This window comes from Arthrobacter sp. Rue61a (assembly GCF_000294695.2).
In the GTDB taxonomy this organism is placed as follows: domain Bacteria; phylum Actinomycetota; class Actinomycetes; order Actinomycetales; family Micrococcaceae; genus Arthrobacter; species Arthrobacter aurescens_A.
On the sequence record NC_018531.1, the window covers coordinates 4,567,893 to 4,589,066 of the forward strand.

General features: G+C 63.7%; 21 protein-coding genes. 5 read left to right on the forward strand and 16 right to left on the reverse strand.

Annotation, left to right across the window (positions count from 1 at the left end; translation table 11 throughout):
• Positions 1-29: 29 nt before the first annotated feature.
• Positions 30-884 (reverse strand): fumarylacetoacetate hydrolase family protein, encoded by an 855-nt coding sequence (locus tag ARUE_RS20915; RefSeq protein ID WP_014923224.1) that lies wholly within the window; start codon positions 882-884, stop codon positions 30-32.
• A gap of 137 nt (positions 885-1,021) precedes the next feature.
• Here ARUE_RS20915 and ARUE_RS20920 point away from each other — a divergent pair, with 137 nt between their 5' ends.
• Both ARUE_RS20920 and ARUE_RS20925 read left to right on the forward strand, forming a co-directional pair.
• Positions 1,022-1,420 (forward strand): RidA family protein, encoded by a 399-nt coding sequence (locus ARUE_RS20920; protein ID WP_011776627.1) that lies wholly within the window; start codon positions 1,022-1,024, stop codon positions 1,418-1,420.
• Between the two features lie 41 nt (positions 1,421-1,461).
• A complete protein-coding gene (locus ARUE_RS20925) occupies positions 1,462-1,806 on the forward strand; it encodes an iron chaperone (protein WP_014923225.1) in 345 nt (114 codons plus the stop codon).
• On the opposite strand, the gene ARUE_RS20930 is transcribed toward ARUE_RS20925, so the two are convergent.
• The 12 genes from ARUE_RS20930 to ARUE_RS20985 form a co-directional block, all read right to left on the reverse strand.
• Positions 1,807-2,610 carry an IclR family transcriptional regulator domain-containing protein gene (locus ARUE_RS20930; protein ID WP_014923226.1) on the reverse strand — a complete coding sequence of 268 codons (804 nt, stop codon included), beginning with the start codon at positions 2,608-2,610 and terminating at the stop codon, positions 1,807-1,809.
• Between the two features lie 105 nt (positions 2,611-2,715).
• Complete coding sequence (locus ARUE_RS20935) at positions 2,716-3,384, reverse strand: 3-oxoacid CoA-transferase subunit B (protein WP_011776630.1); 669 nt, start codon at positions 3,382-3,384, stop codon at positions 2,716-2,718.
• A gap of 2 nt (positions 3,385-3,386) precedes the next feature.
• A complete protein-coding gene (locus tag ARUE_RS20940; RefSeq protein ID WP_014923227.1) occupies positions 3,387-4,073 on the reverse strand; it encodes a 3-oxoacid CoA-transferase subunit A in 687 nt (228 codons plus the stop codon).
• 14 nt (positions 4,074-4,087) lie between these two features.
• Positions 4,088-5,302, reverse strand: a complete 1,215-nt coding sequence (locus tag ARUE_RS20945; protein ID WP_011776632.1) for a thiolase family protein — start codon at positions 5,300-5,302, stop codon at positions 4,088-4,090.
• Positions 5,303-5,338: 36 nt separating this feature from the next.
• Positions 5,339-5,782 (reverse strand): 4-carboxymuconolactone decarboxylase, encoded by a 444-nt coding sequence (gene pcaC / locus ARUE_RS20950; RefSeq protein WP_011776633.1) that lies wholly within the window; start codon positions 5,780-5,782, stop codon positions 5,339-5,341.
• The gene (locus ARUE_RS20955) at positions 5,779-6,582 is read right to left on the reverse strand and encodes an alpha/beta fold hydrolase (protein WP_043470863.1); all 804 of its coding nucleotides are present in this window, start codon (positions 6,580-6,582) and stop codon (positions 5,779-5,781) included. The genes pcaC and ARUE_RS20955 overlap by 4 nt, the downstream gene beginning before the upstream one ends.
• Positions 6,575-7,996, reverse strand: coding sequence for a lyase family protein (locus ARUE_RS20960; protein WP_014923229.1), 1,422 nt, complete (start codon positions 7,994-7,996; stop codon positions 6,575-6,577). Before ARUE_RS20960 ends, ARUE_RS20955 begins: the two co-directional genes overlap by 8 nt.
• Positions 7,993-8,592 carry a protocatechuate 3,4-dioxygenase subunit alpha gene (pcaG, locus tag ARUE_RS20965; protein WP_011776635.1) on the reverse strand — a complete coding sequence of 200 codons (600 nt, stop codon included), beginning with the start codon at positions 8,590-8,592 and terminating at the stop codon, positions 7,993-7,995. The genes ARUE_RS20960 and pcaG overlap by 4 nt, the downstream gene beginning before the upstream one ends.
• 4 nt (positions 8,593-8,596) lie before the next feature.
• On the reverse strand, positions 8,597-9,469 hold the full coding sequence (pcaH, locus tag ARUE_RS20970) for a protocatechuate 3,4-dioxygenase subunit beta (RefSeq protein ID WP_043470866.1): 873 nt from the start codon (positions 9,467-9,469) through the stop codon (positions 8,597-8,599).
• A 41-nt stretch (positions 9,470-9,510) separates the two neighbouring features.
• A complete protein-coding gene (locus ARUE_RS20975; RefSeq protein ID WP_014923231.1) occupies positions 9,511-11,385 on the reverse strand; it encodes a bifunctional sugar phosphate isomerase/epimerase/4-hydroxyphenylpyruvate dioxygenase family protein in 1,875 nt (624 codons plus the stop codon).
• Positions 11,385-12,299, reverse strand: coding sequence for a shikimate dehydrogenase (locus ARUE_RS20980; RefSeq protein WP_014923232.1), 915 nt, complete (start codon positions 12,297-12,299; stop codon positions 11,385-11,387). Before ARUE_RS20980 ends, ARUE_RS20975 begins: the two co-directional genes overlap by 1 nt.
• A gap of 203 nt (positions 12,300-12,502) precedes the next feature.
• A complete protein-coding gene (locus tag ARUE_RS20985) occupies positions 12,503-13,273 on the reverse strand; it encodes an IclR family transcriptional regulator (protein WP_043470868.1) in 771 nt (256 codons plus the stop codon).
• 203 nt (positions 13,274-13,476) lie between these two features.
• Between ARUE_RS20985 and ARUE_RS20990 the strand changes: the two genes are divergently transcribed.
• Positions 13,477-14,799, forward strand: a complete 1,323-nt coding sequence (locus ARUE_RS20990) for an MFS transporter (protein WP_043470869.1) — start codon at positions 13,477-13,479, stop codon at positions 14,797-14,799.
• A 133-nt stretch (positions 14,800-14,932) separates the two neighbouring features.
• Here ARUE_RS20990 and ARUE_RS20995 read toward each other — a convergent pair whose 3' ends face one another.
• On the reverse strand, positions 14,933-17,653 hold the full coding sequence (locus ARUE_RS20995) for an FG-GAP-like repeat-containing protein (RefSeq protein ID WP_043470871.1): 2,721 nt from the start codon (positions 17,651-17,653) through the stop codon (positions 14,933-14,935).
• Positions 17,654-17,880: 227 nt separating this feature from the next.
• Here ARUE_RS20995 and ARUE_RS21000 point away from each other — a divergent pair, with 227 nt between their 5' ends.
• Positions 17,881-18,117 (forward strand): hypothetical protein, encoded by a 237-nt coding sequence (locus ARUE_RS21000; RefSeq protein WP_011776642.1) that lies wholly within the window; start codon positions 17,881-17,883, stop codon positions 18,115-18,117.
• A 23-nt stretch (positions 18,118-18,140) separates the two neighbouring features.
• Here ARUE_RS21000 and ARUE_RS21005 read toward each other — a convergent pair whose 3' ends face one another.
• Together ARUE_RS21005 and ARUE_RS21010 are read right to left on the reverse strand one after the other, a co-directional pair.
• On the reverse strand, positions 18,141-18,428 hold the full coding sequence (locus ARUE_RS21005; protein WP_011776643.1) for a MoaD/ThiS family protein: 288 nt from the start codon (positions 18,426-18,428) through the stop codon (positions 18,141-18,143).
• A gap of 7 nt (positions 18,429-18,435) precedes the next feature.
• Positions 18,436-19,584 carry a WD40/YVTN/BNR-like repeat-containing protein gene (locus ARUE_RS21010; protein WP_014923236.1) on the reverse strand — a complete coding sequence of 383 codons (1,149 nt, stop codon included), beginning with the start codon at positions 19,582-19,584 and terminating at the stop codon, positions 18,436-18,438.
• A 351-nt stretch (positions 19,585-19,935) separates the two neighbouring features.
• Between ARUE_RS21010 and ARUE_RS21015 the strand changes: the two genes are divergently transcribed.
• Positions 19,936-21,138: a GGDEF domain-containing protein gene (locus ARUE_RS21015; protein WP_014923237.1), complete on the forward strand. Its 1,203-nt coding sequence runs from the start codon at positions 19,936-19,938 to the stop codon at positions 21,136-21,138.
• Positions 21,139-21,174 lie beyond the last annotated feature (36 nt).

Here is a 21,174-nt window from a genome sequence, read left to right on the forward strand (position 1 = left end):
TTTTAACTGGTGGTTCTGGACGTTTGCTGTCAGGCGGGGACCGCGACGGGTGCGTGGATTCGGAATTGGTTCTCCAACCGGCCGATCCCGTCGATCTCGGTGGTGAGGACGTCGCCGTCCTTGAGGAAGCGCGGCGGGGTCATTCCCATGCCCACTCCCCCGGGCGTTCCCGTAAGGACCAGGTCGCCGGGGCGCAGGGTGGTGAATTGCGAAATGTAGGACAGCAGCTGCGCCGGGCCGAACACCAGAGTGCTGGTGTTCCCCTGCTGCACAAGCTCGCCGTTGACGTAGCCGCGGACGTCGAAATGTTCCCCGGCTTCATCCGCGGTGACCATGACCGGGCCTACGGGGGTTGTGCCGTCCCAGGCTTTGCCTTGGAACCACTGCAGGGTCCGGTTTTGCCAGTCGCGCATGGAAACGTCGTTGGCCACCGTGTAACCGGCGATTGCCTCACGGGCTAGGTCTTCGTCCGCGCGGAACAGTTCAGAACCCACCACGACGGCGAGCTCGGCTTCCCAGTCGACGCGGCCGCTGCCGTGGACTTCCACGGCGTCGTTCGCTCCGACCAGGGTGTCCGCGTACTTGGCGAAGAGCGTGGGGTATTCGGGAAGGTCTCGGCCCATCTCCTGGATATGGTCACCGTAGTTCAAACCGCAGCAGATGACTTTGCCTGCGCGGGGCAGGAGCGGCGCCAATTCAGCGGCCGCTGCGTCGATGACCGTCTGCTCCTTGGACGCCGCGGCTTCTTCCACCATGGACCGCCACGCCGGCTGGGCCAGCAGGGCCCCAACATCAGAGGCGGGCAACGCGAGGTATGAGTCGTTGCCCGTGGCGAGTGCCGCCGTCGTACGTCCGCCGGCCGTGCGCAAGGTGGCTAGTTTCATTGCGGGTTCCCTTCGAGATTTTGTGATGTGTCGACTTTTTTACGATCGTCACATATGCTCAACGTAGCACGGCGGAAATGATCTGCACAGAGGCTTTCCAAAAGTTTTTGCAGTTGCCACAACCGAGGAGGAACAGCATGAGCCACACAACGATCAACCCGGAATCGCTGCCCAAGCCATCGGGCTTCGCGCACGGCATCCTTGCCGGCAACACCGTTTTCCTGGGCGGGCAGACGGCCTTGGACAAGAACATGAACATCGTTCCCGGTGGCATCGTGGAACAGTTCACGCAGGCGTTTTCCAACGTGATCACCACTCTTCGTGAGGCTGGCGGAGAGCCCGAAGACCTGGTCAACGTGACCATCTACCTCACCGACGTAGACGACTACATGGCCAACGGCCGTGAAATCGGACGGATCTGGCGGGAAATGGCGGGCTCGCAGTACCCCGCAATGGCCGGCATCGGTGTCACTCGCCTGTGGCAGAAAGAGGCCCTGATCGAAATCCAGGGCATCGCGGTGATCCCGGAGCGCTAAACCTCTGGCCGTTTTGGGTGCGCGTGGTGAACCATGTCCCTATGGGAACCGTCACCGAATATCTTGAGGGCGTCAGCGAGGCCAACCGCAGAATTCTGGAGCGGATTGTGAGGATCGCCCGCGAACTTGCGCCGGACGCCGAAGAAGGCGTCAGCTACGGAATGCCCGCGCTGCTGGTTGATGGCAAGGGCTTCCTCAGCGTGCTGGAAACCAAGAAGCACCTTGCCCTGTATCCCTTCAGCGGGCAGATCCTGCCGGAAATGTCGGAGGAGCTTGGGGGTTACTCGTGGTCGCCGGGAACGCTGCGGTTTTCTGCGGACAATCCTGTGCCGGACTCGCTGGTGCGCCGAATACTGGAGACCCGGTTGGCAGCGATCCGGAAGTAGTCAGTGCTTCGCCGACACGTCCTGGGAGATGGCGTTGGCGGTGGCTACGACTTCCTGGCGCACATGATCCAGGTACTTTGCGGGGTCAGGTTGCGCCGCTACAGCTTGGGCCTGAAGCGACACGTTGATGGCCGCGACATTGTCGCCATTGTTGTGGTTCCACACGGGCGCCGCGATGGACATCAGCCCGATCTCCAGCTCTTGGTCGAGCAGGCACCAGCCCTGCGTACGGACACGTTCGACGGCGGCCCGCAAGTCGGGCACGCTGGCGACGGTTCGAGGCGTGAGCGGGGTGAGTTCCGCCGTCGTGAGGTAGGCCTCCAGTTTGGCCTGCGGCAGTCCAGCGAGCAGGACGCGACCCATGGACGTTGCGTATGCCGGGAAGCGGGTGCCAACTGTGATGCCGACGTTCATGATTCTGCGTGTGGCAACGCGGGCCACATAGAAAATGTCCGGCCCGTCCAGCACTGCGGCCGAGGTGGACTCTCCCAGCTTCAGGCTGAGCTGTTCCAAGTGGGGCTGGGCCAACTGAGGCAGGGAAAGCGCAGAGAGGTACGAGTATCCGAGCTGAAGCACTTTGGCAGTGAGCGCGAAGGTCTTGCCGTCGGTGCGGACGTAGCCGAGCTCAACCAAGGTGTGCAGGAATCTCCGGGCCGTGGCGCGCGTCAGGTCGGTGCGGGCAGCGACTTCACTGAGGGTCATCACGGGGTTGTTCGCGTCAAACGCCCGGATCACTGCGAGTCCCCGGGCCAGCGACTGGACGTACTGGTCGCTGGCCTGCGGAGTAACTGCGGAGTCGGTCATGGTTACCAATCCTAGAGTGCGTTGCGGGGCCTACTCCGCAGGGCTCACGCCCCGAAAACCCTGCCGAGCGGGCCTCACAACGCGCAGGGCCGGAACTTGCGGGGCCTACTCTGCCTTTTTCAGGGGCAACGGTACGAGCTCCTGGATTTCCTCGAACGTGCAGCCGAACGTCTCCCGGACGGTGACTCCGTCGGGTCCTGTCAGGAACACAGCCTTGTCCGTGTACACGCGGGTGACGCAGCCGACGCCGGTCAGCGGGTAGGTGCACTGCTCCACGAGCTTGGACACGCCCTCGCGGGTCAACAAAGTCATCATCACGAAGACGTCCTTGGCGCCGGTGGCAAGGTCCATTGCGCCACCGACGGCGGGAATCGCATCCGGGGCGCCGGTGTGCCAGTTGGCGAGGTCACCGGTGGCGGAGACCTGGAAGGCGCCGAGCACGCAGATGTCCAGGTGCCCGCCGCGCATGATCGCGAACGAGTCTGCGTGGTGGAAGTACGAGGCGCCGGGCAGTTCGGTGACGGGGATCTTGCCGGCGTTGATGAGGTCGCCGTCGATCTCGTCTCCCTCCGCGGCCGGGCCCATGCCGAGCATCCCGTTCTCCGTGTGGAGGGTGATGTTCTGTTCCTCGGTGAGGTAGTTGGACACGAGCGTCGGCTGGCCGATGCCCAGGTTCACGAACGAGCCGGGAACGATGTCGCGGGCCACCAACTGGGCGAGCTCGTCGCGGCCCAGCGGTTTCTCGGACGTCTGGATGCTTGTCTGGGTGCTCATGCTCAGGCCACCTTTTCTTTTGTTCCGGCAGAATCGACGCGGACCACACTGTTGACGTAAATCCCCGGGGTCACCACGTTCTCCGGGTCCAGGGAACCGGTGGGCACGATCTCCGAGACCTGCACGATAGTGTGCTTGGCCGCCGCAGCCATGATGGGCCCGAAGTTCCGGGCGGTCTTGCGGTACACGAGGTTGCCCTTGCCGTCGGCATTGAGTGCCTTGATGAGCGCGACGTCGGCGTGGATCGGCGTTTCGAACACCTGCCACTTTCCATCCAGCAAACGGGTTTCCTTGCCCTCCGCCAGCGTGGTGCCGTAGCCGGTGGGCGTGAAGAACCCGCCAATTCCGGCGCCGGCTGCGCGGATGCGCTCGGCCAGGTTGCCTTGCGGGACCAGTTCCAGCTCGATCTCGCCGGCGTGGAACTTGGCATCGAAGTGCCAGGAGTCGGACTGCCGCGGGAAGGAACAGATCATCTTCCGGACCCGGCCTTCCTTGATCAGCAGCGCGAGGCCCTGATCGCCCTGGCCGGCGTTGTTGTTGACCACGGTCAGGTCCTTGGCGCCGCAATCCATCAGGGCATCGATGAGTTCGAACGGCTGCCCGGCGTTGCCGAAGCCGCCGATCATCACGGTGGAGCCGTCCTTGATGCCGGCGACAGCCTCGCCCACAGTGTCAATGAAATTCAGCATGATCCTTAACCCTCCTATGCCGATGCGCCGGCAGTAACGTTTTCGAGCACCACGGCCAGGCCTTGGCCCACGCCGATGCAGATCGCTGCGACGCCCCAGCGCTGCCCGGAAACCTGCAAGGAACGGGCCAGCGTGCCAAGGATGCGAGTACCGGAGGCACCGAGCGGGTGGCCCATGGCGATCGCACCACCGTGGCGGTTCACGATTGCGGGATCAATCCCCCACGCGTCAACGCACGCCAGCGACTGCGCGGCGAACGCCTCGTTAAGTTCGACGGCGCCAACCTGGTCCCAGCCGATGCCCGCCTTCGCAAGGGCCTTGTTAGCCGCTTCCACCGGCGCGAATCCGAAGAACTGGGGATCGTTGCCATGCGCACCACGGCCGGCGATGCGGGCCAGGGGCTCCATGCCCAGCATCCCAGCAGCCGCTTCCGAACCGATCCACGCAGCCGAAGCACCATCAGACAACGGCGAGGCGTTCCCGGCGGTGACCGTACCGCCGTCGGGCCCTGAGGACTCAGGCCGGAAAACGGTCTTCAGCCCAGCCAGCTTCTCCGCCGATGATCCGGCACGGATGCCCTCATCACGGACCAGATCGGTGCCCGGAACCTGTGACACCAAAGAATCGTAGAAGCCTTCGTTCCACGCAGCGTCGGCCAGATTGTGGGAATCTGCCGCAAAAGCATCCTGCCGCTCACGGGTGATCCCGTACTTCTCGCGGAGGCGTTCGGTGGCTTCGCCCAGGGAAATGGTCCAGTCCTTGTTCATGGCCGGGTTCACCAAACGCCACCCCAGCGTGGTGGACGCCAGGGTCATATCCCCGGCCGGGTAGGGCTTGGAGGTCTTCGGCAGCACCCACGGCGCACGGCTCATGGATTCCGCGCCACCCACCAGCATCAACTCAGCGTCGCCGGCGTTGATCTGCCGCGAAGCGATGATGGCAGCATCCAGGGAAGAGCCGCAGAGCCGGTTGACCGTGGTGCCCGGAATGGAGACGGGCAGGCCGGCCAGGAGGGTGGCCATACGGGCGACGTTGCGGTTTTCCTCGCCGGCGCCGTTGGCGTTGCCGAACACCACCTCGTCGATCCGCTCCACGTCCAACCCCGGCGCCCGGCGAACGGACTCGCGGACCACGTGTGCGGCAAGGTCATCGGGACGGACAGCGGCAAGGCCGGAGCCGAACTTGCCAAAGGGCGTGCGTACGGCGTCGTACACGAAAGCCTGGTTCATGGGTTTCTCTTTCGTTCTTCCCACCTGAAGTGCGACTCAGTTGGGTTCGGATGCGTCGATCTCAGCGAATACTGTCTGTGCCGTCTTGAAGGCCGAGTTGGCCGACGGCACACTGCAATAAATGGCGGTCTGCAGCAGGATTTCCTTGATTTCGTCCCTGCTCAGGCCGTTGTTGAGGGCCGCCCGGACGTGCATGGCAAGCTCCTCCCAGTGACCGTGCGCCACCAGCGCCGTGAGGGTGACAGCGGATCGCATGTGCCGGCTCAGGCCGGGCCGCGTCCAGATGCCACCCCAGGCGATCCTGGTGATCATGTCCTGGTAGTCCTCGGTAAAGGAATCCTTGTTCGCGTTGGCTCGGTCCACGTGCGCGTCGCCCAGCACTTCGCGGCGAACCACCATGCCGGCGTCGTAAATGTCTTGCGCGGTGGCGTCCGCCTGCACGGCACCGTTGCGTTCGGCATCGCCGGAAACAGTACTCATCGTCCGTTCTCCTTCATGAAGTTGCTCATCAGTTCAGCCACCACTGCCGGTGCCTCAGCCGGGGCAAGGTGACCGACGCCGTCGAGCGCTACAGCCTCAGCGGTACCGCCGCCGGCCGTGATACCCGAAACAACAGATTCAGCCACAGACGGCGGCGCTACGGAATCCTCGACGCCGGCGATCACCTGGGTGGGGACGGTGATGCTGCCGAGCTGCTCGCGGACGTCGAACGCGGCGAGGGCTTCGCAGCAGAACGAGTAGCCGAAGCGGTCGGCGTCGCGCAGGGCGTGCAGGAGGCGGCTGCTGATGTCCGGCTGGCGCTCCATGAAACCGGGACCGAACCACCGCTCAGCGGAGCCCTGGATCATCACCGGGGTGCCCAGCTTGCGGACGGTTTCGGCACGCTCCAGCCAGCCTTCGGGTGTGCCGAGCTTGGCGCCGCTGCACTGGACGGACAGGCTGCGGAGCCGGTCGCCGTGCTTGATGCCGAGCTGCAGGCCCGTGGCTCCGCCCAACGAAACACCGGCGTAGTGGAAGTTGGCGCCCGGGGTTACCGAATCGACAAGATCGACGACGGCGTCCGCAAGTTCCGCGACATCGAACCCTTCAGTGACTGTCGGCGAGATGCCGTGGCCGGGGAGGTCCCAGCCGATGACGTCGTACTCGTCGCCCAGGAGCGCGGCGGTTTCCGTCCAGAGGATCGTGGAGGTGCCCAGTGACGGACCTACCACCAGGAGCGGTTTGGCTCCGAGTTCGCGCTGCGGGGAGAGCAGCACGGCCTTGACAGTTGGCTTAGCCACGCGTGGCTCCTTTCGAGGAGAATCCTGCATAGTCCGGGTACGCGGCAAGGATCCTACGGCTGATCTGTGCGGCTTCGCCGAGGTAGCTTGCGGGATTCAGGAGTGCTTCGAGTTCGGCATCGGACAGCTTGTCCGCAGGGACGGTTTCGCGCAGCAGCTTGGTGTAAATGCGGGACTGCTCGGCGGCGGGTGCTTTCAGGGTTTCGTCGACGACGGCCTGCAGCTTCTGCTTTCCGTCCTCGCCCAGCAGAGGAGCGACGGCGGCAGCCACACCTTCGCTGAGCAGCAGCGGCCCTGTTAGTTCGAGGTTCCGGCGCATGGCATCCGGGAAGACGCGAAGACCTTCCGTGAGTTCGCGGAGGTGTCCGGCTGCGCCCAGGGCCAACGCGAGCAGCTGACGCAAAGCAGGCCATTCGCTGTGCCAGGCGCCATCGGGTCGCTCATCGTTGAAGGTGGCCGCAGCCAGGTGCAGTTGCGACGCGAGGCCGGGAGCCTGCAACGCCGCACTGCGGATGAGCACGGACAGGACTGGGTTCTGCTTCTGCGGCATGGCGGAAGAAACACCGCGCCCGGCCGCCAAAGGTTCGCCGAGTTCCGCAACTTCAGGTCGGCTCAGGAAGAGCAGGTCCGCCGCGATCTTGCCGAAGGAATCGATGAGTGCAGCGAGGCCGTCCCCCAACGCCGTAATGGCCAGGCGGTTGGTGTGCCAGGGAGCGGCAGCCGGGGCGAGGCCAAGTGCGGCAGCCAACGAGTCGGCCAGCGTGAAAGGCGTGGAAGCTGAACCGGCAGTCAGCTTGGTCCCGGAGGCCAACGTGCCGCCGGCTCCGCCGAACTGGACCGGCAGCTCCAAGGACTCCAAGCGTGAAGCCGCAGCCGCAACACCCTGGAACCACTGAGCAGACCTGAGTCCGAACGTGTACGGAAGTGCGTGCTGCGTCAGGCTCCTGCCCACGCACAGCGTTTCCGCATGCTGTTCCGCCAAGGCGGCGAGCGCCGTCGTCGTGCCTTTGACGTCCAGCAGCAGCGCCGAAACGGTGCGGCTGGCGAGCAGCATGAGGGCGGAGTCGAGGACGTCCTGGCTGGTCAGCGAGGTGTGGACGGCTTTGCCGGCGCCGATCCCGGCCGAGTCCACGGACTTGACCCGGGCACGGAGGTCACCGAGCAGCGGGATCACCGGGTTTCCGCCACCTTGGGCCCGTTCCGCCACCGAAGCGGCGTCGTAGGAGTCCACATGGGCGGCTTCGGCCACCACAGCGGCAGACCCGGCAGGGACGAGCCCCGCGTCCTCGAGGACGGCAGCCCAGGAGGCTTCGACGTCGAGAATTGCCGCGATCACGGCACGGTCGCCCGTCAGCGCAGCCACAGCGGGCGACGCCGAGACGGGGCTAAGGAGGCCGAAATCGCCGTCGGTCATGCCGGTGTGTCCGCGTTGACGCTGGTTTCCAGCGAGCCGTCCTGCTGGAAGTCCAGGAACACGGTCTCGTCGCCACCCTGCAGGCGGATATCCCAAGTGAGGCCGCCGTCGGGATCGCGGCGTGCGATCAGCGTCTTGCGGCGCTCCGGATCCAAGGAGCTCAGCAGGGGATCGTTAGCCAATGCTTCTTCGTTTTCCGGCAGGTACACGCGGGTGAAGAGGCGGTTCATGAGGCCTCGGGCGAAGACCGCAACGGAGATGAACGCCGCAGCGCCGGGCTTGGTGGGGCCGGGGTTGACCGTGGTAAAGGTGTATACGCCGGAGTTGCCAACAGAGCCGCGACCCCAGCCGGTAAACGTGTAGCCGTCGCGAACCAGCGAACCGGTGCGCTGCACGATGTTGCCCTCGGAATCCGGCTGCCAGATCTCCAGGATGGCGTCCGGGATGGTGCTGCCGGATCCGTCGTAGACCGTGCCTTGCAGGCGGATGCTGCCGGGGCTGCCCGGAGCCAGGAGCTCGTTGTCCTTGTTGAAGGGGAGTGCGTAGCCGTAGAATGGGCCTACGGTCTGGCCCGGTGTGGGTGTCAGCTTGCTCATGTGCCTACTCCTCGTCCCCGGCGTCGCCGTATGCTTCGTTTTCCGTCCAGGTCCGCTTGGAACCGGTCAGGATGATGTCCCATTTGTAGCCAAGCGCCCACTCGGGGCTGGTGAGCTCATGGTCGTACTCCGCCACGAGACGGTCGCGGGCATCTTGGTCCACGATCGACTGGTAGATGGGGTCCAGCGGGAACAGCTGGTCGCCCGGAAAGTACATCTGGGTGACGATGCGCTGCGTAAACTCCGAGCCGAACATGGAGAAGTGGATGTGCGCCGGACGCCAAGCGTTCAGGTGGTTCTTCCACGGATACGCACCGGGCTTGATGGTGGTGAAGCTGTAAGAGCCGTCGTCACCGGTGATGCAGCGGCCGACGCCGGTGAAGTTGGGATCCAGAGGCGCGGGGTGCTGATCGCGCTTGTGGATGTAGCGACCGGCGGCGTTGGCCTGCCAGATCTCCACAAGCTGACCGGCCACCGGTCGGCCGTCACCGTCAAGGACACGGCCGGCGACGATGATGCGCTCACCTTGGGGCTCGCCGTTGTGCTGGATGGTCAGGTCCGACTCCAGCGCGTGAACGTCCTGGTGACCGAAAGCGGGCGAGTAGAGTTCGATGGTCTCCGGGTCCGCGTGGTGCAGGTTCTTGGTGGGGTGACGCAGGATGCTGCTGCGGTACGGTGCGTAGTCCAGGCGCGGCATGGTCTCCGGGCCCCGGCCGTTCTTCAGTGCCTCGGCGTAGCGGTCACTGATGCCCTTCATCTCAGCACTGAGATCGGCTTGGGTTTCCACCTTCTTGGGGGAAACGTGCGCGGCATGCGCCTCTGCGGGCGGCACGAGTTCCTCGGATTCGAGCGCTTGTGCTGACTGTTCTTGCGGCACGGCCGGCTCCTTTCGGTTGATGGTTCTCTTTGGTTTCGGGTCTAAACCCGGTGAAGCGAGTCGTATTGGACAGCGTGGCGCACAGGAGCGTTGGGTGCCCCGTAGCCGTCGTAGTTGCCGCGGCGCTCCACCATTTCGAAGAACACACTGCCCACGGTGGCGGTGTAGAAGTGGAGGAATTCGCCGTTGGCGTCCCGGTCATACAGGAGGTTGAGCTCCATGAGAGTGGCCAGGAAGTCGGGTTCAAGATCGAACCGTGCGTCCAGGTCCTCGTAGTAGTTGGCGGGAATCTGCAGGAACTCGAGGCCACGATCGCGGGCGGACCGGGCCGTAGCCACGAGGTCGTCCACCGCGAAGGCGATGTGTTCCTGGTACGTTTTGCGTGCCGTTTCCTGGGATTGCTGGGCGGGTGCCAGGTTCAGGACCAGCCTGACCGCGCCGTTGCTGGTCTCCATGACCTGCGAGCGGACAAGCCCGCTGGGACTCGGGACCTCGGCGAACGGCTGCGGTTCCAGGGCCAGCGCGCTGGTGTAGAAGAGCACAGCTTCGTCGAAGTGCTGCCAGGGCTGGGCCAGGTTCACGTGGTCGATCACGGCGTTTCGCTGCGCTGCGGAATGCTCCAGCCCTTCGCCGAATTCATGCGTCCACGCAGCGGTGCCATCGGGGCTGCCCTGGCACAGGAAAATCTCGGTGGAGTCCGGGGCGGAGATGCCTTGGAAGACTTCCTCGTCGGCTTGGACCTTGCGAGCAACCACTGGCGCCTTGAGTTGCTGGGCCCGAGCGGAGGCAATCACCGGAGAGTCGACGTCGAACCCCAAAGCGGCGATAGCCGGTTCCGAGTGCGAGGCTGCTTGCTCGTTGATGATCACGCGGGCCTGGCCCATGGTCCAGAGCTGGACGTCCTTGGTGCGGTGGCGGCCTTCGAACTCGAAGCCGAGCTGGCCCAGGAGCTTCTCCAGCTGCGCGGTGTCGTCCGCTTTGACCTCGGCGAAGTTGAAGCCGGCGGGCTCGTTCACCTTGGGCAGCGTGGCCAGTTCCATGGGATAACGACGGCGGGACGCACTGCCGTTGCCCGCAGTAGCTTCGGTGGAGGTGCTAGCGAGCCATTTGGCACTCTGCTCCTCCAGCCAGATCAGTGAGCGCATGGCGTCGACGGCGGTGCGCTCGGTGTCCGACTGGCGGAAGACGTCGTTGAAGACCTCAAGGGAGACCGGGCCCGTGTAACCGGCACGAACAACATGGCCCATGAACTTGGCGAGCTCGAACTGGCCCTCGCCCGGGAACACACGGTAGTGACGGCTCCAGGACAGCACGTCCATGGAGAGCTTGGGGGCGTCGGCAACCTGGACGAAGAAGATCTTCTCCGCGTTGATCTGCTCGATCGGCGCGGTGTCCCAGTCGCGGGAAAGGATGTGGAACGAGTCCAGGCAGGTGCCGAGGTTGGGGTGGTCAACCATCTCCACCAGGCGGTACGCATGCTCGTAGTCGTTGACGTACTTGCCCCAAGCCAAGGCCTCGTAGGCAACCTTGACGCCGTGATCCCCGGCCAGTTCTGCAAGTTCTGCCAGCTGGGAGGCGCGGAGTTCGTCGTCGTCGATGGTTGCGGTGGCCACGTTGGAGCAGACCAGGATGGTGTCCATGCCCAGACGTTCCATGAGGTTGAACTTGGCCTCGGCCCGCTTAAGGTTGGCCTTCAGCAGCTCCGGCGTGACGCCGTCGAAATCGCGGAACGGCTGGTAGAGATCAAGGCCCAGGCCAAGGTCGGCAGCCATTTTCCGGACTTCTTCCGGGCTGTGCGGTGAAGTGACGAGGTCCTGTTCAAAGATCTCGATGCCATCGAAACCCGCGATGGCGCAGGCCTGCATCTTCTCCTTCAGCGTGCCGGACAGGCAGACTGTGGCGATTCCGGTGCGCATCAGTGGCCTGCCTTCGTCAGCTCGGGGGTCAGCGAAGCCGCGGCGTCCTCCACTGCGATGAGTTCCAGGAAGTGTGCCCGCATCCGCTCGCGGTCGGCCTCGCGGCCTGTGATGAGGTGGAAAGCGTCAGCCGCCTGACCGACTGCCATCCGGCCGCCGTCGAGGACGTCGCAGCCCTTTGCCCGCGCTTCGCGGACGAGTTGCGTCTCAATCGGGCGGTAGACAATGTCAGCCACCCACTGGCGTGGCTCCAGAAGTTCGATGTCGAGGGGCAGTCCCGGGTGGGCGGCCATGCCGATCGGGGTGCAGTGCACCAGACCGTCGGCAAGGGGCATGATGTCGCCGAGTTCTGCGGGGGCGTGCGCGGTGACTGTGGCCTGCGGGAAGAGGCCGCCAAGTTCAGCGGCTCGTTCCGCAGCCCGTGCCGGGTCCATGTCCACGAGGTTCAGCGTGCTGACGCCGGCTTTGAGGAGGGCATAGGCGACGGCGGAACCTGCACCGCCCGCACCGAGCTGGACAACGCGGTCCAGCTTGGCATTCGGGAGACCGTCGGCGAGCGCGGAGCCGAAGCCCGAGAAATCCGTGTTGTGGCCGGTAAACCGACCGTCCTGAATCAGGACCGTATTGACGGCACCCAGGCGACGGGCGTCGTCGGAAATTTCGTCAAGGTGTTCAAGCACCAGCTGCTTGCAAGGATGCGTGATGTTCAGGCCGTTGAAGCCCATGCGGTGGGCCGCTGTGAGGAGGTCTCCGACGGCGGTGGCCGGCAATGCGAGTTCCAGCAGGTCGAGGGGGCGGTACAGCAAGCGAAGGCCCTGCACATCGGCTTCGCGTTCGTGCATGGGCGGCGTGAGCGAGGGCATGACCCCTTCGCCTATGAGGCCCACCAGAACGGACTCGGCTCGGTTGCTCATCCTAAAGCTCCTTTGACTTCAGCACCCGGGGCGTTGGCGCTTTTCTGGGGCGCCGCCTGACCGGGTGTTATTTAGATTACTACAAGTGTTCATATTCCGCACGCTTGTTCTTATCGCGAACATCGAGGCGATGCACACCCAACTAGCTGGCATTTATGGTTGTTCTGAGCGCTGATAACAACCACTCATGCCAGTCAGTTGAGTTAGCGCTGGGGCAGGCGGGCCGCGAGTTCAGCCGCGGCTTCCTGCAGGGTGGGGACGTGCGCGATGAGTTCCTCCATGGTGAGGCGGAAGACCGGCACTGCGACGGCGAGTGAGGCGAAGGCGTGACCCTGGGAGTTGAGGACCGGGACGGCAACAGCGCGCATGCCGATCTCGTTTTCTTCATCCATCACGGCGTATCCCTGGCGGCGCACCTGTTCGATTTCGGCCCGGAACTTGTCCCGGTCGGTGATCGAGTGCTCGGTCAAGGGATCCAGGGGAAGCTCTTCCAGGAGTCGCTTCCGCTCGACCTCTTCTTCGAACGCGACGAGTGCCTTGCCCACGGAAGTGGTGTGCAAGGCGCCCAAGTGCCCGGGGTCGCTGGTGACGCGGAAGGTCTTGGGGCCATCCACCTTGTTCACGGTGAGGTGGTGGTTGCCGTCGCGGACGGACAGGATGGTGGCCTCATGGGTGCGCTCGGTGACTCGCTGGAGGACCGGCAGCGCTGTCGCGGCAAAACCGTGGTGGTTGGAAACGCGCTGACCCAGCTGGAAGACACGCAATCCCAGGTGATAACGGCGCCCATCGGGCTCGTAGTCCACGAACCCGTCACGGGTGAGCGAACCCAGCAGGCGATAGGTGGTGCTGAACGGAAGGCTGGCACTCCTGGCCAGATCGGCCGCACTTGCGCCACGCGGCTCATTGCCCAGAAGTACCAGCAGGCTCAGGGCCTTGCCGACCATGTCGGTCTTTGTGTCCTCTTTCACACTCATACGTCGATGCTCTCACATAGTGAGAGCTATTTCTAGATGGTGGGGACTTCTCTTGACAAGTGACCCCACTCACAGCCACTATTGCTGTATTGCACAAGTAGCTCTCACCATGTGGTTACTTTCGGGATGATCCGGCCGCACCTCGCTCTGGTCTTCCCACCGAAGCAAGATCCGCGACATCGTCGTCACAGAAGGAACCCCTCATGAGTCAAACAATGCCGTCAGCGACGCCAGGCACTGAAACCACCGCAGGAACTCCCAAGAAAGCCGCGCTTGCCAGCTTCCTTGGCAGCGCCGTTGAGTACTACGACTTCTTCATCTTCGGCTCGGCCGCAGCCCTGATCTTCCCGCATGTGTTCTTCCCGTCTGCCGATGCCAACGCAGCCATCATGTCGTTCGCGACCTTCGGCTTCGCTTACGTTGCCCGCCCCGTGGGCGCTGTGATCCTGGGCCACTTCGGTGACCGCATTGGCCGACAAAAAGTCCTCATGTTCACGCTGGTCCTCATGGGTGCCGCCACGTTCGTGATCGGCTGCCTCCCGGACTTCAAGACCATCGGCTGGTGGGCACCCGTCCTGCTGGTATTCGCCCGTCTCTGCCAGGGACTTTCTGCCGCTGGTGAGCAGGCCGGCGCCTCCTCAATGACGTTGGAGCACGCCCCGGACAACCGCCGCTCCTTCTTCACTTCCTGGACCCTTACCGGCACCCAGGGCGGCCAGATCCTGGCTGCCTTGGTGTTCATCCCGGTGGTGGCACTGCCCGACGACATCAAGTACGGCATCGGTTGGCGCATCCCGTTCTGGCTCAGCGCAGTGGTGGTATTGGTTGCCTTCTTCATCCGCCGCACCCTCCACGAGCCGCCTGCCTTCGCGGAGGCCAAGAAGAATAATGAAATCTCCAAGCTCCCCGTTGCCGATCTCCTGAGACTGCACTGGCGCGATGTTCTCCGCGTAGTCTGCTGTGCCTTCATCGCCGCCGTGAGCACGGTCTTTGGAACGTTGGCCATCAAGTACGCCCAAGATGTTGCAGGCGTCAACAGCACCATCACGCTGTGGCTGGTGGTGGCGGCCAACGTCGTAGCCCTGGGAACCCAGCCGCTGTTCGGCATGCTCTCGGACAAGATCGGCCGCAAGCCCGTCTTCATCTACGGAGCTTTGTCCAGCGCCATCATGACGCCGGTGTTCCTGCTGACCCTCGAAGGCGGCAACGTGCCGCTGATGTTCCTGGTCTCCGTGGTGTTCTTCTCGTTCGGATACGCCGCAGCAAACGCAGTGTGGCCCTCCTTCTACGGCGAAATGTTCAGCACCAAGGTCCGCTTCTCCGGCTTGGCCATCGGCACGCAGTTGGGCTTCCTCATGGCAGGTTTCGCCCCGGCAATCGTCACTGCCCTGGGTGGCACCAAGCCCGGCGGATGGGTCCAGATCTCCATCTTCACCGCGGTGATCTGCGTGATCGCAGCTGTCTCGGCCATGACCGCCCGCGAATCGGCCAAGACCCCCACCACCCAACTCGGCCTGCACAAGTAGCCGCAGCGTTCCTGCCCACTTAGTGGGCGCCAGCAACAGGAAAGCCCGGAATGTCCCCTGACATTCCGGGCTTTCCGATGTCCGAACCATGGCGCGGAGGGAGGTAAGCGGGAAGGAGCGCAATCCCCGGAAGCTACCGCGGGTCCAGCACCACCGTTTGGAACGCCCCCTGACCAGTGCCGGTGTAAAGGAACAGGGTCCCGTCGCCGGCCACGCCAACTACGGAAGGATTGCCCGTCCCAGTAAAACCATTGCCCAGGGCGGCGAAGGTAGCGAACATGTTCCATCCAGCCCCCAAAGCCACCCGCGCCAGGAAGCCGCCGCTGCCGTTGCCCGGGTAGAGCCAGAGTGAGCCATCGCTTCCGCGGGCCAGGATGTCCTCCCGGCCATCACCGTTGAAGTCACCGCCCTGCATCACTGAATTGAAGATGTTCCAACCGGTGCCGATCTGCCGCCACGGCTGGAATCCACCCGCGCCGTTGCCCGGGTAAAGCCACAAGCTTCCATCGGCAGCACGCGCCACAAGATCGGCTTTGCCGTCACCGGAGAAATCACCCGGCGCGAGCAGCTGCGTGAACCCTTGCCACCCCGTGCCAATCTGCTTGCGGGCCAAGAACTGGCCGCGACCATCCGTTGGATACAGCCACAACACTCCATCGGAACTGCGCGCTACAAGGTCCGGGTGACCATCGCCGTCGAAATCTCCCGCACTGAGTACCGAAGTGAACGTGCCCCAACCCGATCCCAGCTGGACTCGCGGCAGGAAACCACCTGAACCATTGCCGGGGTAAAGCCACAACACGCCGTCGGTGCCGCGCGCCAGAATGTCCGCGACAGCATCGCCGTCGAAATCCCCTGCCTCCCACACCTGGCTGAACTGGTTCCACCCGGCGCCAATAGCCAGGCGTTCGGCAAACCCAGAGCCGTCGCCCGGGTAGAGGCGCATGGTTCCCGACGACGTCGCCGTCACGACATCCGACTTCGCGTCACCTGTGAAGTCTTGCCCGCTCACGATGTCGCCCACGGCGTTCCAACCAGTTCCGACGGCGACACGCGGCACGAAGCCACCCCAGCCATTGCCGGGGTACAGGTAGAGAGTGCCGTCGCTTGCCCGCGCGAGCAGTCCGGCTCCGGCGCCGGCGAAAGAGCCGTCGGAAGTGATGCTGGTGAAACCATTCCAGCCCGAGCCGATCTGCGACCATGTACGGAAACCGCCTTGGCCGTCACTCGGGTAGAGCCACAGGCTGCCGTCCGGTTTGGTGGCCATGAGGTCGGGCCGTGCATCGCCGTCAAAATCCCCCACCCCAATGAGGTTGGAGAAGCCTTGCCAGCCGGATCCGATCTGCCGCTTGGCGAGGAAACCCCCGTTTCCGTCGCCCGGATACAGCCACAGGACGCCATCGCTGGTGCGTGCCAGGATGTCGCTGCGGCCGTCACCATTGAAGTCCGCAATGCCGGTAATGGCGTCAAAAATGTTCCACCCCGAGCCGATCTTGCGGGGGTTATCAAGTCTGTTGCCGGGCAGGCCCGCGTAGAGCATCAGTGAGCCGTCAGCCTCGCGGGAGAAGACATCGGCGAGCCTGTCGCCGTCGAAGTCGCCCACCGAAAAGCGGATCTTCATTGTGAGCTTGGGATCGGCAAAAATAGTGACCGACGCTTGCGTTGCGGACACCGAATTGATGGTCACCTGCGTGCCGGTATAGGTAGTGAAAGTGCTGCCGGCCTGCCATGCGTGGTTGGTGGCGTACCAAGGTTCCGGGAATGGCTTGGTGGACGGCATGAGGATCAGGGACGAAGCGATGGTGGCTCCGCCGCGCTGGACGATCTTGACGCCCCTGTTTCCTGCTGGCTTGCCGGAGTCGTCGAGGTAGCTGTCGTAACCGGCAGCCTGCCGCAGCTCCAGGTAGTAGACCTCTTTGCTGATGGGATCCGTGAACTTAATGGCACGCTGGGCTTCGGTTCCGCCCCAAGGTTTCAGTGTGTAGGTCTTGGCGCCCGTGGCAACGCCAACATCACGGATCTCATCTCCCCGGCCGAGCCCGGCATAGTCCCAGAGCGAGCTGCTCACCACGGGCGATTCGAATTGGGCAGCACCCATGATGTCCGTGGTGTCGCCGTACTCCCGGATGTAGCACGAGGGATCCGTGAACCGGCCGTTGCCGTCAACCCCGACGTCGGACGCTCCGCTGCCGCACTGCAACGCGTCCGCGTGCATCAGGCCAATGACGTGGCCGAACTCGTGACTCATCACGTTGTTAGTGAACCCGCTGATCTGCGGCAGGAGGACGCGGCCACTGTAGCTTCCGCTGCTGTAACCGGCGCCGAGGGCGTTTCCGGACAGCGTGGACGTGGGAATGAAAATCACCAGTGCTGTGTAGGGGCTGGCCGTCCAATTCAGCTCGCTGGTGATAGTGGACATGATGGTGCTGTAGCTATCCGTGGACTTGGCCTTGGACTGGTGGCCGGCAACCTTGGTATTCACCGTCATGGACAGTTTGTTGGCCGTCATCGCTTTCCAGTAGTTGCTGGATGCAGCCACAGCCTGCTCGGCACCGGCCATGGACACCGTGTTGCTGTTGTCCGCCAACTTGGCCGTGACCAGCCGTACCCGGATGTCGCCGCTGGGCCCGGCCGCTGCCGCGCCGGCGTCGGGAGCGGTATTGAACGGCGTGGCACGCTCGGGCGGATTCTCGAACGTATGCTCCGAGTGCGGCGTCCCCTCCACGAACTGGACGTTCGGGTTGTCCGGTCCGGGCAACGGCACAGCCGTTGCGGGGGTCTGTACGAAAAACAGGCCGGTAGCAAACACCACCAAGCCTGTCGACAACGCAATTGTTCGCCGTAGCGCACCCATTCGATCTCCCCGGGGACGGAGCCTGCGGTTGCTGTGAGACTCAACAACCGGGATCAGGCTACAGCCGGGTAGGTGCCAAGCCCGGCAGGCGGGGCGGGCCATGTGGAAACCCAACCATCCCGGAATGCTAACGGGACCCTAACCGGGCCGAAATACCGTGGCAACATTGCCGCGCCACACTGGAATAGCCGGCAAGTGCAGGCACCAGCTCCAGCCAGGAGGACACCATGCTGAAGGAAGCCACCACTCACACAACACGAATACGCGCTATCAGCCAGCTCCACCGCGGGGACGAAATCGAAGCCCGGCTGTCCGTAGGGCCCGCTTACGATGACGTAGTGATCCGCCGCGGGCGCGTCCAGGAAACGGCGCCGGGAATTGGCGTGGTGTGGATCATGGACCACGCCACCGGAATGCGGAAAGCCATCAATACCGATGAATGCAGTGTTTGGCGCGTCGCCTGATCCGGCTCGACCCCAAACTCCACTCAGCCGCCGGCCACGGATTGGATGATCAAGACCTCCTGGCCTGCCGCAACTTCCGTTTCAAGACCTTTCACACGCCGGATCTCGTCACCGTTCACGTAAATATTCACGTAGCGGCGGAGCGCCCCGGTTTCATCACGCAAGCGCCTGGCCAGCACCGGATAATCTCCGGTCACCGAGTCCAGCAGCTGTCCAACGGTCACAGCCCCGTCGGCGGACGCAGTCAGATAGGACTGTCCGCCGACGAGCGGCTGCAGGACGCCGGGCAACAGGACCGTAAAGTCAGCCACGACCCACCTACCCGGGCACCGGGGCGCTGGCTTTTGTTTCGTTGTCGGCCGGGACACCAACCACGACGGCGGCACGCACGCAGAGCACGTCCGGCAAGTGCGATGCCACTTCAGTAAAAGTCTCGCCCTCGTCAGCGCTGGCATACACAGCGCCTCCGCGGGTTCCGAAATACACGCCGGTGGGTTCGGCGGTGTCCACGGCAGCGGCGTCCCTGAGCACGGCGTTGTATTCGTGGTCCGGGAGACCCGTGTGCAGTTCCTTCCACGTTCCGCCGGCATCGTCTGTGCGGTGGACGCTGAGCTTGCTGTCCGGCGGGATGCGTTCTCCGTCCGCCTTCAACGGGATCACCCATGCTGTGCCTTCCCGGCGCGGATGAGTCAGCATGACGAACCCAAAGTCTGCCGGCAACCCCTCCGCGATTGAGTCCCAGTTCTCGCCGCCGTCGTCCGTGCGGTACACGCCGTGGTGGTTCTGCGCGTACAAACGGTTCTCGACGGCGGCATCCGCTGCGATCTTGTGAACGCACTGGCCGAACTCGGGATTCGGATCGGGCATGAAGTAGGCCGAAATTCCCTTGTTGCGGGGCTCCCAGGAGGTGCCGCCGTCGAGCGATCTGTAAACACCGCCCGTGCTCATGGCGATGTGGACCTTCTCGCCTGACGGATCAACCACGATGGAGTGTGCCGCCGCTCCGCCGTAGCCGGCGCCCCACTCGCCGCGGTGGGGGTGGTCCCAGAGCCCGCGGTTCAGTTCAAAGTGCTCGCCGCCGTCGGTTGATTTCCATACTGAGATGGGCTCGCAACCGGCCCAGACAACGCCGGGGCGTGAGTCGGAGTCCGGGTATATCTGCCAGATGCGCTCCAGGGCAGCATCAGTGCCGTCCGGGAATTTGATGGCGCCCTGCTCGGGCTCGGTCCATGTTGCGCCGAGGTCGTCGGAGTGGGCAACGGTGGGACCCCAATGCTCGGATCGCACGCCCACCATGATCCGTGTTTTGCCGTCTCGTGTGTCTATTCCGATGCTGGGAATCTCACTCATCAGGAAGTGCGGGCCGGAGAGGGACCATTCTTTCCGGTCCGGGCTGCTTGCGAGCCAGAGGCCTTTCTTTGTCCCGATCGCGATGAGGTAACTCTCTGCGGTAGCCATGATCCCCATCGAACCATCAGGGCGTGTAGGTGGCAACGGTTTTTTGAGCTATGTGGATAGACCGGTGACCGGGTTTCGGCGACCGAGCCGGCCCCGCTTCCACACGAATGGACTCCGGGCAAGAGTCACCCTTACGGGTACAGTGCACTGAAATCCCCAATCGTGACGCGAAAATCAAAAAAACTTTTCGCGGGTTGGTGTGACAGTTGGCTACTGACTGAAGAAAACGTGCTTGACTGTGGTTTTGCGGTCATACGGCCGCAGCAACTTATTGGGGGATAAAATGTTTTGCGAGGTCAAAGAGCCATGAGAGCACCAAAAACGAGTTCCACGGTGGCCGGCCGGTAGCAGGACCGAGCCATGATTGCAGTCTCTTTGCAAGAAGTAGCCATAGTCCTGGACCCGTTCTCCGTGAGGATGGTCCTCGGGGTAGTCACCCTGACCCTGATAGTCCTCTCCTGGGTCTCCTCCCGGCGTCTCCGGTCTCCGAGCACCGATTGGTGGCGGGCAGCCTTGTGTCTCTTCTTTGCAGGAAATTCCGCCTTCCTGCTGAACGGAAGCTCCTTCCTGGCGTGGGCCAATCCGCCGGGCAAGGCATTGGTTGTGGCCGGAGCTTTCAGCGTCTGGGCAGGAGCGCGAACTCTTCGCGGCCGTAAAGTCAGAGCCTGGCAGTTGGCACCGGCACCACTGATCACCTGCCTTGTGTCGGTGATGGACGATGCTGAATCCAGCCTGTGGTCCGGAGGCTTGGTCTACCTGGGTATGACGGCGGCGGCCCTTGGTATGGCTGCGGCTGAACTGTGGTTCGCGAAGTCCGCCCAGTTCCGGGTGACGAAGTTCCTGGCCCTGGCCGCCGCGCTGACCTCCCTCTACTATCTGGGCAGGGCGATCACGTTTGTGCTGGAAGGCCCGGACGGGAGTTCATTCCGGACATACTTTGGGTACGCGCCAGCGGCGCTCATGCACATAGTCCTCCTGGTGTCGCTGACCTACACCCTGAACGCGCTCAGCAATTGCCAGCTGATCACAAAACTCAAGGAGCGCGCCGAGCGGGACCATCTGACAGGGCTGCTGAACCGGGGCGCCTTCCTGGGTCTGGCTGCAAAGGAACTGGCTGGCCCGGCTTCCCGGCAAGGCGGAGCCTTGATCCTGGCCGACCTCGACTATTTCAAAGCCATCAATGATGAACACGGGCATGCGGCCGGGGACGCTGCCTTGTGTGCTTTCGCCGAGGCCTGCACCGCTTCGGTGAGATCAACCGACCTTGTTGGACGGTACGGCGGTGAAGAATTCATCCTGTTCCTGCCGGGGGCGACTCAGCAGCGGGCCGAAGGCATCGCCTCAGAGATCAGCCGCCGCCTGTCCTCCATGGCAGGTCCGGATGGCTTGCCCTTTCCGACGGTCAGTTACGGTGTCACGTCCACTGGTACCGGGACTCCGGACCTGGCCTTCATGATCAACGTGGCAGACGCCGCGCTGTACACCGCAAAGGGGCAGGGAAGAAACAGGGTTGTGGGCGCAGATTCAGTGGACCCGCTGCCCACGTTCCTTGGACGTCCGTAGTCACGAGTCGAGGGGTAGGGCGTTCAGTGTCTGCGG

What these genes read in the sequence shown, in the direction of transcription:
- ARUE_RS20925 (WP_014923225.1), top strand. Translation starts at nt 1,462, where the DNA reads ATGGGAACCGTCACCGAATATCTTGAGGGCGTCAGCGAGGCCAACCGC.
- ARUE_RS20980 (WP_014923232.1), bottom strand. Translation starts at nt 12,299, where the DNA reads ATGAGCAACCGAGCCGAGTCCGTTCTGGTGGGCCTCATAGGCGAAGGG.
- ARUE_RS20935 (WP_011776630.1), bottom strand. Translation starts at nt 3,384, where the DNA reads ATGAGCACCCAGACAAGCATCCAGACGTCCGAGAAACCGCTGGGCCGC.
- ARUE_RS21000 (WP_011776642.1), top strand. Translation starts at nt 17,881, where the DNA reads ATGCTGAAGGAAGCCACCACTCACACAACACGAATACGCGCTATCAGC.
- ARUE_RS20945 (WP_011776632.1), bottom strand. Translation starts at nt 5,302, where the DNA reads ATGAACCAGGCTTTCGTGTACGACGCCGTACGCACGCCCTTTGGCAAG.
- ARUE_RS20930 (WP_014923226.1), bottom strand. Translation starts at nt 2,610, where the DNA reads ATGACCGACTCCGCAGTTACTCCGCAGGCCAGCGACCAGTACGTCCAG.
- ARUE_RS20915 (WP_014923224.1), bottom strand. Translation starts at nt 884, where the DNA reads ATGAAACTAGCCACCTTGCGCACGGCCGGCGGACGTACGACGGCGGCA.
- ARUE_RS20940 (WP_014923227.1), bottom strand. Translation starts at nt 4,073, where the DNA reads ATGCTGAATTTCATTGACACTGTGGGCGAGGCTGTCGCCGGCATCAAG.
- ARUE_RS20975 (WP_014923231.1), bottom strand. Translation starts at nt 11,385, where the DNA reads ATGCGCACCGGAATCGCCACAGTCTGCCTGTCCGGCACGCTGAAGGAG.
- ARUE_RS20985 (WP_043470868.1), bottom strand. Translation starts at nt 13,273, where the DNA reads ATGAGTGTGAAAGAGGACACAAAGACCGACATGGTCGGCAAGGCCCTG.
- ARUE_RS21015 (WP_014923237.1), top strand. Translation starts at nt 19,936, where the DNA reads ATGATTGCAGTCTCTTTGCAAGAAGTAGCCATAGTCCTGGACCCGTTC.
- ARUE_RS21010 (WP_014923236.1), bottom strand. Translation starts at nt 19,584, where the DNA reads ATGGGGATCATGGCTACCGCAGAGAGTTACCTCATCGCGATCGGGACA.
- ARUE_RS20995 (WP_043470871.1), bottom strand. Translation starts at nt 17,653, where the DNA reads ATGGGTGCGCTACGGCGAACAATTGCGTTGTCGACAGGCTTGGTGGTG.
- ARUE_RS20990 (WP_043470869.1), top strand. Translation starts at nt 13,477, where the DNA reads ATGAGTCAAACAATGCCGTCAGCGACGCCAGGCACTGAAACCACCGCA.
- ARUE_RS20960 (WP_014923229.1), bottom strand. Translation starts at nt 7,996, where the DNA reads ATGACCGACGGCGATTTCGGCCTCCTTAGCCCCGTCTCGGCGTCGCCC.
- ARUE_RS20920 (WP_011776627.1), top strand. Translation starts at nt 1,022, where the DNA reads ATGAGCCACACAACGATCAACCCGGAATCGCTGCCCAAGCCATCGGGC.
- pcaG (WP_011776635.1), bottom strand. Translation starts at nt 8,592, where the DNA reads ATGAGCAAGCTGACACCCACACCGGGCCAGACCGTAGGCCCATTCTAC.
- pcaC (WP_011776633.1), bottom strand. Translation starts at nt 5,782, where the DNA reads ATGAGTACTGTTTCCGGCGATGCCGAACGCAACGGTGCCGTGCAGGCG.